Raw genomic sequence first — 12928 nt, 5'->3', positions numbered from 1 at the left:
GTCGTTATGTCTGCCAAGAGTGATGATTCACCCAGCGACCTGATCCGCGCTCGGGACGTCGGTGGTTTTGACGTCTGGTCGCTGCCCAGCTTCGACCCCCACGTGCCCGAGCCAGAACCGGAGCCTGAGGAAGAACTGCCGGAAATGGAGGAGGTGCCGCTGGAAGAAGTCCAGCCACTGACTCTCGAAGAAGTCGAAAGCATTCGTCAGGAGGCCTACAACGAAGGCTTCGCCATTGGCGAAAAAGAAGGCTTCCATAGCACCACGCTCAAGGTTCGCCAGGAAGCCGACGTAGCGCTGACAGCCAAGCTCCGCGCGCTGGAATCGCTGATGCTCAACCTGTTCGAGCCCATCGCCGAACAGGACACTCAGATCGAAAAATCCCTGGTGGGGCTGGTGCAGCACATCACCCGACAAGTGATCCAGCGTGAACTGGCCGTTGATTCGAGTCAGATCGAACACGTCATGCGCGAAGCCCTCAAGCTTTTGCCGCTGGGCGTGGGCAATGTGCGGTTGTACATCAATCCTCAGGATTTCGAACTGGTCAAGGCACTGCGGGAGCGTCATGAGGAAACCTGGCGCATCGTCGAGGACGAAGCCCTGCTGCCTGGCGGTTGCCGTGTGGAAACCGAGCACAGCCGCATTGATGCGACCATCGAAACCCGCATCAGCCAGATCATGGCCAAGCTCTTCGACCAATTGCACGAACAGGCGCTGCACCCGGCCGCTGCCGACCTGAGCCTGGAATTGCCAGATGAGCCCCAGGTCGTCACCCATATTGATCCGGACGCCGCAGAATCGGATACCCCTGAACTCAATACCCCTGAACTGGACGGCCGCGATGCGCCTTGAGCGAACCAGCTTTGGCAAGCGTCTGGGTAGCTACGCCGAGGCCACTGAGCTGGCCGGACAGCCAATCCTGGAAGGGCGCTTGCTGCGCATGGTCGGCCTGACCCTCGAAGCCGAGGGCCTGCGTGCCGCCATGGGTAGTCGCTGCATGGTGATCAACGACGACAGTTATCACCCGGTTCAGGTCGAGGCCGAAGTCATGGGCTTTTCCGGCAGCAAGGTCTTTCTGATGCCGGTGGGCAGCGTCGCCGGCATTGCGCCTGGTGCGCGGGTGGTGCCTTTGGCCGATACCGGTCGGCTGCCCATGGGCATGAGCATGCTTGGACGGGTGCTGGACGGCGCCGGGCGTGCCCTGGATGGCAAGGGCGGCATGAAGGCCGAGGACTGGGTGCCGATGGACGGCCCGACGATCAACCCCCTCAAGCGCGACCCCATCAGCGTACCGTTGGACGTGGGCATCCGTTGCATCAACGGTTTGTTGACGGTCGGGCGCGGTCAGCGTCTGGGCCTGTTTGCCGGTACGGGGGTGGGTAAGAGTGTGCTGCTGGGCATGATGACCCGTTTCACCGAGGCGGACATTATCGTGGTGGGGCTGATCGGCGAACGGGGTCGCGAGGTGAAGGAGTTCATCGAGCACATCCTTGGCGAAGAGGGCCTCAAGCGCTCAGTGGTCGTGGCTTCGCCGGCCGATGATGCGCCGTTGATGCGTCTGCGGGCCGCCATGTACTGCACGCGAATCGCCGAGTATTTCCGCGACAAGGGCAAGAATGTCCTGCTGCTGATGGACTCGTTGACCCGTTTCGCCCAGGCCCAGCGGGAAATCGCCCTGGCTATCGGCGAGCCACCGGCCACCAAGGGCTATCCTCCCTCGGTATTTGCCAAGTTACCCAAGCTGGTTGAGCGCGCGGGTAATGCGGAGAAGGGCGGCGGTTCGATCACTGCGTTCTATACCGTGCTGTCCGAAGGCGACGACCAGCAGGATCCCATTGCCGACTCGGCCCGTGGCGTGCTCGACGGTCACATCGTGTTGTCCCGGCGTCTGGCCGAAGAGGGGCACTATCCGGCCATCGACATCGAGGCGTCCATTAGCCGGGTCATGCCGTCGGTCATCAGTGCCGAGCACCTCAAGCGGGCCCAACAGTTCAAGCAATACTGGTCGCGCTATCAGCAAAGCCGCGATCTGATCAGTGTCGGTGCCTACGTGCCCGGCGGTGACCGCGAGACCGATACGGCCATCAATCTCTATCCGGCAATGGCGGTTTACCTGCGCCAGAGCCTGAACGACAACATCGGCATGGGCGCCAGCGAAGCGCACCTGCAGAGCATCTTCACTCCGGTCGCTGGCGGGTAACCGGCCATGGCCACGAGTCGTGCGGCGCGTCTGGCGCCCGTGGTGGAGATGGCGGAAAAAGCCGAAAAAACCGCCGTCCAGCGGTTGGCGTATTTCCAGGGGCAGGTGGCAGTCGCCGAGAGCAAACTGGCGGACCTGGAAAACTTCCGTCTCGAATATCAGGAGCAGTGGATCGCCCGTGGCAGTCACGGAGTTTCGGGTCAATGGTTGCTGGGTTACCAGGGCTTTCTTGCGCAATTGGGCACTGCCATCGACCAGCAGCGTCAGAGTCTGGTCTGGCACCAGAACAACCTGGAAAAGGCCCGTCAGAGTTGGCAAGAAGCCTTCGCTCGCGTCGAAGGGCTGCGCAAACTCGTACAGCGTTACATCGACGAAGCGCGGCGATTGGAGGACCGGCGTGAACAAAAATTGCTGGATGAATTATCCCAGCGCCTGCCGCGTCATGATCCATATTGATCATAGGCGCGGGATTTTGTGGGTAAGTGATCCAAAACCTTGCTCAGACTTCTACCAGGTGCTAAACCTTGTACACGTATGTCCATGACAAGGAAGCCGAACATGTCAGTCGTTACCGAAGTATCACCTAATGGGCAGAAGCTGACGATTTCGATCAAGGGTCGTTTCGATTTTGGCCGGCATCAGGAGTTTCGTGAGTCTTACGAACGGCTCAATACGATACCCTCCTCCATCGTGGTGGACTTGAAAGAAGTCAATTATCTCGACAGTTCCGCCTTGGGCATGCTCCTGCTGTTGCGCGATTATGCCGGTGGCGAAGATTCGGATATCCGGATCGTGAACAGCAACAGTGACGTCAAGAAAATCCTCGCGATCTCAAATTTCGACAAGCTGTTCGATATCTACCCGAAAGAAGGCGTCGTGAAGGACAACGCCGCAGAGCAAGACAAGCCACTGGCAGGTCATCCCCAGGACAAGCTTCATCCAGGCAAAGCCTGACCCATAGCCATGTTGCCCGACCTCGAGCCGCTGACGGTCCTGATCGCCGAAGACAGCGCCGCTGACCGACTGTTGTTGTCGACCATTGTTCGTCGCCAGGGCCATCACGTCCTCACTGCGGCCGATGGTGCAGAGGCGGTCGAGATCTATATCGAACAGCGTCCGCACCTGGTGCTCATGGATGCGATGATGCCAGTGATGGATGGTTTCGAGGCGGCGCAAAAGATCAAGCAACTGGCCGGGGAGCAGTTGGTTCCGATCATTTTCCTCACCTCGTTGACGGAAAGTGAGGCGCTGGCCCGTTGCCTGGAGGCCGGCGGTGACGATTTTCTGGCCAAGCCCTACAACCAGGTCATTCTGGCCGCCAAGATCAAGGCCATGGACCGTTTGCGTCGGTTGCAGGCCACCGTCGTGGAGCAGCGCGACCAGATCTCCCGGCATCATGATTACCTGCTCAACGAGCAGCGCGTCGCCAAGGCCGTGTTCGACAAGATCGCCCATTCCGGCTGCCTGAGCGCGCCGAACATACGTTACCTGCAATCTCCCTACGCCCTGTTCAACGGTGATTTGCTGCTGGCCGCATTCAACCCGGCGGGCGACATGCACATTCTGCTGGGGGATTTCACCGGACACGGTTTGCCGGCCGCGGTGGGTGCGATGCCGCTGGCGGAGGTGTTCTACGGGATGACCGCCAAAGGGTACGGCCTGGCGCAGATCCTGCGAGAGATGAATGCCAAGCTCAAGCGTATCTTGCCGGTGGACATGTTTTGTTGCGCGACGCTGTTATGCCTGAGTTTCCAGCGCTGCACGGTGGAGGTCTGGAACGGCGGCATGCCCGATGGCTACCTGCATGACAGCCTCAGCGGCGTGCGTACGCCCTTGCCGGCGCGGCACTTGCCGTTGGGCGTGCTCACTCCCCAGCTATTCGATGACCGCACTGAAGTGCACGCCATGTCGCTGGGTGATCGAGTGTTCCTGTTGTCCGACGGTGTGATCGACACCGCTGACGACAGTGAGCAACTGTTTGGCGTGGAGCGGTTGCAACAGGTATTTGCGGCCAATCGAGAACCCGATTGTCTGTTCGAAGACATCCAGCAGGCCCTGCGGGATTTTCGCGGCGAACCGCGGGATGACTTCAGCATGATTGAGGTGCGCTTGGTCGCGCCGACGCAACTCAACCCTCCGCCGCCGGTCTATTCCGATAGCGGCCAGTCCAGTCCGCTGGACTGGTCGATGACGTTCGAGTTCCGGGCGCAGACGCTCAAGCGGTTCAACCCGATGCCGTACCTGTTGCAGTTGTTGCTTGAGGTTCATGGGCTCAGGGCCCAGAGTGGCGCCCTTTACAGCGTGCTGTCGGAGCTCTACTCCAATGCTTTGGAGCATGGCGTATTGGGGCTCGATTCGAGCATCAAGCGTGATGCGTCGGGCTTCGCCCGTTATTACAGCGAGCGCAATCGGCGCCTGGATGAATTGAATACCGGGCATGTGCGGGTCCATTTTCACGTCACGCCTCACGGTGAAGGTGGTCGTCTGGTCGTTGAGGTCCAAGACAGTGGCCAGGGCTTCGATGTCGCCCGGGTGCTGGCGCGCCCGTTGGACTGTAACCGGCTGTCGGGGCGCGGCGTCAGCCTGGTGCGGCAGTTGAGTCATCAAGCCTGCTGGTCCGACGATGGTCGTAGTGCGCACGTGGAGTTTTTCTGGGAGGCTCTGGCATAATCGGCGCTATTCTTGATCAGGGAGCGAACAAGTGAGTGAGATTCATCTGGACCGCGACGTACTGAGTACGTTGAAGGAAGTCATGGAGGACGGGTATCTGGAGTTGCTGGATACCTTTCTCAACGATTCCGAAGCACGCCTGCGTGTGCTGCATGAAGCTCGGGACGCGGAGAAGCTTAGCGCCACGGCCCACAGCTTCAAGGGCAGCAGCAGCAACATGGGCGCCATCCGCCTGGCAGAGCTGTGTGGTGAGCTGGAGCAGCGTGCCAAACAGCCGTCATTGGGCGGGATCGAGAAACTGGTCAGCGAAATTGATAGTGAGTTCGCTCACGTTCGAAAGCTATGCAGGGAAGAGCGTGAAGGCTTCCACTGTTGAAATTCAAACGTAGCCGATACATTGGCCCGGCCCTTGCATTGTCCTGTCTCGCCTGTACCTATGATTTCAGTGCAGCGGAGACCTTTTTATGCCCGTAACGCCCAATACACTGCTTCAGGCCACCGTTCAGGCCAAGCCTCAGGCCGCCGTCAATTCACCGGCAGCGGCCCCGGAGTTCGGGGATAGAGCCTCCAGCTTCGCCCAGGTCTTCGCCCGTCAGGCGCCCGCCAAATCATCGGCGACCCCCGAGCCATCGGTTAAACCGGGGCGCGACAAGGCCTCAGATAACACCGTCAAAAAGGACGACGGCAACGAAACGGCTGCCGCCCCCGAGCCGGCGGTTGCCGATAGCGGCAAATCCTTGCCCGCCGACAAACCGGCAACGGCTGATGATAAGGCGGCCAGTGACGACAGCACCGACACGACTGAAACCCCGGTCGCGCAAGCTGATTCAGGCGATCCGACAGTGGATCCCGCGTTGCTGCCGGATAGGGTGATACCGGTCGCTGCAGCCGAGGCGGAACCCGCGCCCGTGGTGGTCGCGACGGTGCCTCAAGCCGCTACGAATCCGGTTGTCCCAATGACCGCTTCAGCCCAGGCTTCGGCGGCTGCGGTCGATCCTGAATTCGATCCGGCCGCCGATCCGCTCGATGCATTGCCAGCCTTGCGCCTGGCGATGGAGCAGGGCGGTCATGTTTCTGCTGCCAGCCAGGCGCAGTCCAAGACACCTGCCCCGGCATCGCTCGACGGTGAGCCGACATCAGCCCAGACCTTTGCCGCCGGCATGGCGAGCATGCTCACCGTGCAGGCTGATCAGAACAGTACCGGCCCCGGCAGCCAGGGCGGTGACAAGGCATTTGGCGGCTTGATCAATGAGGGCCTCAAGGATCTGACCGCCGCTTCCAGCGATACCCGAGTGGATGATTTCGCCAACCGTCTGGCAGCGCTAACCCAGGCCGCCACGCCAAAGACCGCCAATGCGATACCGGTCAACCAGCCTATCGCCATGAATCAGAGCGGCTGGACCGAAGAGGTGGTCAACCGGGTGATGTATCTGTCGAGCGTTAACCTCAAGGCGGCCGATATCCAGTTGCAGCCGGCCGAACTCGGGCGCCTGGATATACGGGTGAACATGGTTCCGGACCAGCAGACACAAGTGACGTTCATGAGCGCTCATTCCGGCGTTCGCGAAGCGCTCGAAGGCCAGATGCATCGCCTGCGCGACAGTTTTGCCCAACAAGGCATGGGCCAGGTCGACGTCAGCGTCTCGGATCAATCCCGTGGTTCCCAAGGGCAGGAACAGCAAGCGCAGCAACAGGCCCAGGCTGGGCGCACAACATCGTCTGGTGGACGGGTGGATTCGGTAGAGGAAGACCTGCCAGCCAGCATTGCTGAAGTAGCAGCCACTGCCACCAGCGTGATCGGCACCAGTGCGGTCGATTTCTACGCCTGATTCAATGCAGTAACTCCTGTGGGAGCGGGCTTGCTCGCGAAGGCGGGGTCTCAGTTGGCAATGATATCGACTGACACTACGCCTTCGCGAGCAAGCCCGCTCCCACATTAGTTTATGGCGCCCTGAAGATTCGTCTCACATCCCGTCTCCAAACACTTCTGGCATAACACTTGCTCCAGCCTTGCCGTGCAACAGTGAAAAACCCGATTAGTGACGGATTATTGGCATGGCGAAGAGCGAAGCAGCAGCTGTAAAAGACCCGGCAACCAAGGGCAAACTCAAGCTGATCATCTTGATCGTAGTGGGCTTGCTCCTGGCCATTGGGGTCTCCGTGGGGGCCACCTGGTATTTCATGCACAATGCTCAAAGCAAGCCGGCCGCGGCAGTCGAAGCCGCGCCGGTAGGCAAGCAGCCGGCGATTTTCGAGCCAATGGCGCCCGCTTTCGTGACCAACTACACCCAGAACGGTCGTCAACGCTACATGCAGGTCAGTATCACCCTGTTGGGCCGCAACCAGGCTGACCTGGAAGCGCTGCGGGTACATATGCCACTGATCCGCAATAACCTGGTGATGCTCTTTTCCGGACAGAATTTCGACACCCTGGCCACGCCCGTCGGCCAGGAAATGCTGCGTCAGCAAGCCACGGCCAGCGTGCAGGAAGTGGCTCAAAAAGAGCTCGGCAAAGTGGTGATCGAACAGTTGCTCTTTACTAACTTTGTATTGCAGTAGGAACCCGACATGGCCGTGCAGGACCTGTTGTCCCAGGATGAAATCGATGCGCTGTTGCATGGTGTCGACGATGGCCTGGTGCAGACCGAAAACGCTGCTGAGCCGGGCAGCGTCAAAAGCTACGACCTGACCAGCCAGGATCGCATCGTTCGCGGACGGATGCCGACCCTGGAAATGATCAACGAGCGTTTCGCCCGATACACCCGCATCAGCATGTTCAACATGCTGCGCCGTTCGGCCGATGTGGCCGTCGGTGGTGTGCAGGTGATGAAATTTGGTGAGTACGTGCACTCGCTGTATGTACCCACCAGCCTCAACCTGGTAAAGATCAAGCCGTTGCGCGGCACTGCGCTGTTTATCCTCGACGCCAAGCTGGTGTTCAAACTGGTGGACAATTTCTTCGGCGGCGACGGTCGTCACGCCAAGATCGAAGGGCGTGAATTCACCCCGACCGAGCTGCGGGTAGTGCGCATGGTGCTGGAGCAGGCCTTCGTCGACCTGAAGGAGGCCTGGCAGGCGATCATGGAAGTGAACTTCGAGTACATCAACTCTGAAGTGAACCCGGCCATGGCCAACATCGTCGGCCCGAGCGAAGCCATTGTGGTTTCGACCTTCCACATCGAACTCGATGGCGGTGGCGGCGATCTGCACGTGACTATGCCGTACTCGATGATCGAGCCGGTACGGGAAATGCTCGACGCCGGCTTCCAGTCGGACCTCGACGATCAGGATGAGCGCTGGATCAATGCTTTGCGTCAGGATGTGCTGGATGTCGACGTGCCGATCGGCGCGACGGTTGCCCGGCGTCAGCTGCGCCTGCGGGACATCTTGCATATGCAGCCGGGGGACATTATCCCTGTCGAGATGCCTGGAGACATGATCATGCGCGCCAACGGTGTACCGGCCTTCAAGGTCAAGATGGGCTCTCACAAAGGCAACCTGGCATTGCAAGTGATCGAGCCGATCGAACGCCGCTGAGCGGTGTCAAACCCTTACGTTTTTAACTGATTTTTTGCCCGCCGAGGACAAATGATGGCTGACGATATGAACACCCAGGATGACCAGGCGCTGGCCGACGAATGGGCAGCAGCCCTGGAAGAAACCGGCGACGCCGGACAAGCTGACATTGACGCTTTGCTGGCGGCCGACACGGGTGCTCACGCTTCCAGCCGTCTGCCGATGGAAGAGTTTGGCAGCGTGCCCAAAAGCAACGAACAGGTGACGCTGGACGGACCGAACCTGGACGTGATTCTCGACATCCCGGTGTCGATTTCCATGGAAGTGGGCAGCACCGACATCAATATCCGTAACCTGCTGCAACTCAACCAAGGCTCGGTGATCGAACTGGATCGCCTGGCTGGCGAGCCGCTGGATGTACTGGTCAACGGCACGCTGATCGCCCATGGCGAGGTTGTGGTGGTCAACGAGAAGTTCGGCATTCGCTTGACGGACGTGATCAGTCCGAGCGAACGCATCAAGAAGCTGCGCTGAGTGAAAGGTTTTTTCGCAACAGCCTTGATGCTGCCGTTCAGCGTGCTGGCGGCCGAACCGGCAGCCACCGTAGCTGCTGCTCCGGCGGCGGGTAGCGGGATAGCCGGGCAACTGGCGCAGTTGGTGCTTGGTCTGCTGCTGGTGCTGGGGTTGATCTTCTTCCTGGCCTGGTTGCTGCGCCGCGTGCAACAGTCGGGGCCCGCCGGCAAGGGGCAGGTCATCGACATCGTCGCTTCCCGTGCGCTTGGCCCGCGAGACCGGCTGGTGCTGGTTCAGGTCGGCAATGAGCAGATTCTGCTGGGTCTGAGCCCGGGCACTATTACGGCGTTGCATGTTCTCAAGGAGCCGGTGCAGGTGCCTGCCACCGACCAGGCCACCCCCGAGTTTGCCCAGCGCCTCATGGAACTGTTGGGTAAAGATCAGAAGGATAAAAAGTAATGCCGTTGCGCATTCTGTTGGCGGTGGTCCTGATGCTGGCCGCGCCGCTGGTGTTTGCCGCCGATCCGCTGTCGATCCCGGCAATCACCCTGGGCACCAACGCCGAAGGGGCTCAGGAATATTCGGTCAGCCTGCAGATCCTGCTGATCATGACCGCGCTGAGTTTCATCCCGGCGTTCGTCATGTTGATGACCAGTTTCACCCGGATCATTATCGTCTTTTCGATCCTGCGCCAGGCCCTGGGCTTGCAGCAGACGCCATCGAACCAGATTCTTACCGGCATGGCGCTGTTCTTGACGATGTTCATCATGGCACCGGTCTTCGACCGGGTGAACCAGGATGCGCTGCAGCCCTACCTGGCGGAAACCCTCAGCGCCCAGGACGCGGTGGCCAAGGCTGAAGTGCCGATCAAGGATTTCATGCTGGCCCAGACCCGCACCAGCGACCTGGAACTGTTCATGCGCCTGTCCAAGCGCACTGACATCGCCAGCCCGGATCAGGCGCCGCTGACCATCCTGGTGCCGGCATTCGTGACCTCCGAGCTGAAAACCGCGTTCCAGATTGGTTTCATGATTTTCATCCCGTTCCTGATCATCGACCTGGTGGTCGCCAGCGTGCTCATGGCCATGGGTATGATGATGCTGTCGCCATTAATCATTTCCCTGCCGTTCAAAATCATGCTGTTCGTGCTCGTGGACGGCTGGGCGCTGATCATCGGCACCCTGGCGGGCAGTTTCGGCGGTGTTTAGGCCATTTGTGCGGGTAGCAAGAATATGACGCCTGAAGTAGCGGTAGACCTGTTCCGCGAAGCGCTCTGGCTGACGACCATGATGGTCGCCGTGCTGGTGATACCCAGCCTGCTGGTGGGCTTGCTGGTGGCGATGTTCCAGGCCGCGACCCAGATCAACGAACAGACCCTGAGCTTCCTGCCGCGCCTGCTGGTGATGCTGGTGACATTGATCGTCGCCGGGCCCTGGCTGGTGCAAACCTTCATGGAATACATCCTGCAGCTTTACGGCAGTATTCCGCAGTTGATCGGCTGACCTGATGTCGATGCTCGAACTGACGGATACCCAGATCAGTACCTGGGTGGCGTCATTTATCCTGCCGCTGTTTCGTGTCACCGCGGTGCTGATGAGCATGCCGGTCTTTGGCACCACCCTTGTGCCGACCCGCGTACGGCTGTATTTCGCCCTGGCGATCACGGTGGTCATCGCGCCGGGGCTGCCGCCTATGCCGCCGGTCAACGCCCTGGACCTCAGTGCGTTGATGCTGATAGCAGAGCAGATTCTGATTGGCGTCTTGATGGGCTTTTCGCTGCAGCTGTTTTTCCAGTCGTTCGTGGTGGCCGGGCAAATCATTTCGATCCAGATGGGCATGGGTTTCGCGTCCATGGTCGACCCCACCAACGGCGTGAACAGCGCTGTGATCGGTCAGTTCTTGACGATGCTGGTGACGCTGCTGTTTCTGGCCATGAACGGGCACCTGGTGGTGTTTGAGGTGCTGACCGAGAGCTTCACCACGTTGCCGGTGGGCAGCGCGATGCTGGTCAATCATTTCTGGGATATCGCCGGCAAGCTCGGCTGGGTTCTAGGGGCGGCGATGGTGTTGGTGTTGCCCGCGATTACCGCGTTGCTGGTGGTCAATATTGCCTTTGGCATCATGACCCGGGCGGCGCCGCAGTTGAACATTTTCTCCATCGGTTTTCCGCTGACCCTGGTGCTGGGCCTGGTGATTTTCTGGATCAGCCTGGGGGATATTCTCAACCAGTATCAGCCGCTGGCGACCCAGGCCCTGCAGCTGTTACGCGACATGGCACAGGCGCGCTGAACCATGGCCGAAAGCGAGAGTGGGCAGGACAAGACAGAAGACCCCACGGAGAAGCGCAAGAAAGAATCCCGCGACAAGGGCGAGATTGCGCGCTCCAAGGAGCTCAATACCCTGGCGGTGATGTTGGCCGGGGCGGGCGGTCTGTTGATTTATGGCGGCGGGCTGGCCCTGGATCTGCTGGAAATCATGCGCCTGAATTTTTCCCTGCCCCGCGAGGTGCTGCTCAGTCCCGGCGCCATGGGGCAATACCTGCTGCACTCCGGCAAGATCGCGCTCCTGGCCGTGCAACCGGTCCTGATTTTTCTGCTGATTGCGGCCATTATCGGCCCGATTTCCCTGGGGGGCTGGCTGTTTGCTGGTAAGAGCCTGGCGCCCAAGTTCAGTCGGATGAACCCGGCTAACGGCCTCAAGCGAATGTTCTCCAGCACGGCGCTGATGGAGTTGCTCAAGGCGCTTGGGAAGTTTTTCCTGATCCTGTTTGTCGCGCTGACGGTACTGCAGGCCGATATCGACGACTTGCTGCGCATCGCCCATGAACCATTGGAGCAGGCGATCATCCACAGCGTGCAACTGGTGGGCTGGAGTACATTGTGGATGGCTTGCGGCTTGATTCTGATCGCCGCCATCGACGTGCCGGTCCAGTTGTATCAGAGCAAGCAGAAACTGCTGATGACCAAGCAGGAGATCCGCGACGAGCACAAGGACCAGGAGGGCAAGCCGGAGGTCAAGCAACGGATTCGCCAGTTGCAGCGTGAAGTGTCCCAGCGCCGGATGATGGCAGCGATCCCGGACGCCGATGTGGTCATCACCAACCCGACCCACTACGCCGTGGCACTCAAGTACGACCCCGACAAAGGCAATGCCCCGGTGTTGCTGGCCAAGGGCAGTGATTTCCTGGCGCTGAAAATCCGCGAGATCGCCGTAGCCAACGAAGTGATGCTGCTCGAATCTCCGGCTTTGGCGCGGTCGATTTACTATTCCACCGAACTCGACCAGGAAATTCCTGGCGGCCTGTACCTGGCCGTAGCCCAAGTGCTGGCCTACGTCTATCAGATCCGTCAACACCGCGCCGGCAAAGGCAAGCGTCCCGAGCCCCTAAAGGACTTGCCGATTCCACCGGATTTGCGGCGCGACTCCTGACTCGGGCCTGTGCTGATTCCGCTTGGATGCAGAACCTGTGGAAGCGGCCTGCTCGCAATAACGGCGGCACATTTCACATCCCTGCAAGCTAACCCGCCGCAATCGCGAGCAAGCTTTGCTCCCACAGGTTTTCTTGGGCGAATACAAGCCTGCGCACGACTCGGAAACTGTGGGAGCGAGCCTGCTCGCGATGACGGCGGCACATTCAGCATCCCTGCAAGCTGACCCGCCGCTATCGCGAGCAAGCTTTGCTCCCACAGGTTTTTTTGGGTGAATACAAGCCTGCACACGACTCGGAAACTGTGGGGGCGAGCCTGGTCGCGATGACGACGGCACATTCAGCATCCCTGCAAGCTGACCCGCCGCAGTCGCGAGCAAGCTTTGCTCCCACAGGTTTTTTTGGGTGAATACAAGCCTGCACACGACTCGGAAACTGTGGGAGCGGGCTTGCTCGCGATGACAGCGGCACATTCAGCATCCCTGCAAGCTGACCCGCCGCTATCGCGAGCAAGCTTTGCTCCCACAGGTTTTTTTGGGCGAATACAACCCCTCGCACGTCTCGGAAACTGTGTGCGAGCCTGCTCGCGATGACGGCGGCAC

The 12928-nt window shown here is 59.9% G+C and carries 14 protein-coding genes and 1 pseudogene; all 15 read left to right on the top strand.

Annotated features, from left to right (window positions below):
- The first annotated feature begins 6 nt into the window (after window positions 1-6).
- The 15 genes and pseudogenes from fliH (at window position 7) to flhB (ending at window position 12328) form a co-directional block, all read left to right on the top strand.
- Window positions 7-852 carry a flagellar assembly protein FliH gene (gene fliH / locus PSH57_RS20855; protein ID WP_305385252.1) on the top strand — a complete coding sequence of 282 codons (846 nt, stop codon included), beginning with the start codon at window positions 7-9 and terminating at the stop codon, window positions 850-852.
- Complete coding sequence (gene fliI, locus PSH57_RS20850) at window positions 842-2200, top strand: flagellar protein export ATPase FliI (RefSeq protein ID WP_047226249.1); 1359 nt, start codon at window positions 842-844, stop codon at window positions 2198-2200. Before fliH ends, fliI begins: the two co-directional genes overlap by 11 nt.
- Before the next feature lie 6 nt (window positions 2201-2206).
- Entirely contained in the window at window positions 2207-2656 is a 450-nt protein-coding gene (gene fliJ, locus PSH57_RS20845; protein ID WP_305385250.1) for a flagellar export protein FliJ, read from the top strand.
- 102 nt (window positions 2657-2758) lie between these two features.
- Window positions 2759-3058: pseudogene (locus PSH57_RS20840) on the top strand (STAS domain-containing protein); the annotation flags it as partial.
- Window positions 3059-3163: 105 nt separating this feature from the next.
- Entirely contained in the window at window positions 3164-4870 is a 1707-nt protein-coding gene (locus tag PSH57_RS20835) for an ATP-binding SpoIIE family protein phosphatase (RefSeq protein ID WP_305385247.1), read from the top strand.
- Window positions 4871-4901: 31 nt separating this feature from the next.
- Window positions 4902-5246 carry an Hpt domain-containing protein gene (locus PSH57_RS20830; RefSeq protein ID WP_092458410.1) on the top strand — a complete coding sequence of 115 codons (345 nt, stop codon included), beginning with the start codon at window positions 4902-4904 and terminating at the stop codon, window positions 5244-5246.
- Between the two features lie 88 nt (window positions 5247-5334).
- Window positions 5335-6699 carry a flagellar hook-length control protein FliK gene (locus PSH57_RS20825; protein WP_305385245.1) on the top strand — a complete coding sequence of 455 codons (1365 nt, stop codon included), beginning with the start codon at window positions 5335-5337 and terminating at the stop codon, window positions 6697-6699.
- Between the two features lie 226 nt (window positions 6700-6925).
- Window positions 6926-7429: a flagellar basal body-associated protein FliL gene (fliL, locus tag PSH57_RS20820; RefSeq protein ID WP_305385243.1), complete on the top strand. Its 504-nt coding sequence runs from the start codon at window positions 6926-6928 to the stop codon at window positions 7427-7429.
- A gap of 9 nt (window positions 7430-7438) precedes the next feature.
- A complete protein-coding gene (gene fliM / locus PSH57_RS20815) occupies window positions 7439-8407 on the top strand; it encodes a flagellar motor switch protein FliM (RefSeq protein WP_305385241.1) in 969 nt (322 codons plus the stop codon).
- 54 nt (window positions 8408-8461) lie between these two features.
- Window positions 8462-8920, top strand: a complete 459-nt coding sequence (gene fliN, locus PSH57_RS20810; RefSeq protein ID WP_305385239.1) for a flagellar motor switch protein FliN — start codon at window positions 8462-8464, stop codon at window positions 8918-8920.
- The gene (gene fliO, locus PSH57_RS20805; protein ID WP_305385237.1) at window positions 8921-9358 is read left to right on the top strand and encodes a flagellar biosynthetic protein FliO; all 438 of its coding nucleotides are present in this window, start codon (window positions 8921-8923) and stop codon (window positions 9356-9358) included.
- Window positions 9358-10107, top strand: a complete 750-nt coding sequence (gene fliP, locus PSH57_RS20800; RefSeq protein ID WP_256232226.1) for a flagellar type III secretion system pore protein FliP — start codon at window positions 9358-9360, stop codon at window positions 10105-10107. The genes fliO and fliP overlap by 1 nt, the downstream gene beginning before the upstream one ends.
- 24 nt (window positions 10108-10131) lie before the next feature.
- Entirely contained in the window at window positions 10132-10401 is a 270-nt protein-coding gene (gene fliQ, locus PSH57_RS20795; protein ID WP_047226258.1) for a flagellar biosynthesis protein FliQ, read from the top strand.
- Between the two features lie 4 nt (window positions 10402-10405).
- Window positions 10406-11188 carry a flagellar biosynthetic protein FliR gene (gene fliR / locus PSH57_RS20790; RefSeq protein ID WP_305385234.1) on the top strand — a complete coding sequence of 261 codons (783 nt, stop codon included), beginning with the start codon at window positions 10406-10408 and terminating at the stop codon, window positions 11186-11188.
- Window positions 11189-11191: 3 nt separating this feature from the next.
- On the top strand, window positions 11192-12328 hold the full coding sequence (flhB, locus tag PSH57_RS20785; RefSeq protein WP_305385232.1) for a flagellar biosynthesis protein FlhB: 1137 nt from the start codon (window positions 11192-11194) through the stop codon (window positions 12326-12328).
- The last annotated feature ends 600 nt before the right edge of the window (window positions 12329-12928 follow it).

The organism is Pseudomonas hefeiensis, from assembly GCF_030687835.1.
Classification (GTDB): domain Bacteria; phylum Pseudomonadota; class Gammaproteobacteria; order Pseudomonadales; family Pseudomonadaceae; genus Aquipseudomonas; species Aquipseudomonas hefeiensis.
This window is presented reverse-complemented; position numbering and strand designations above follow the sequence as displayed.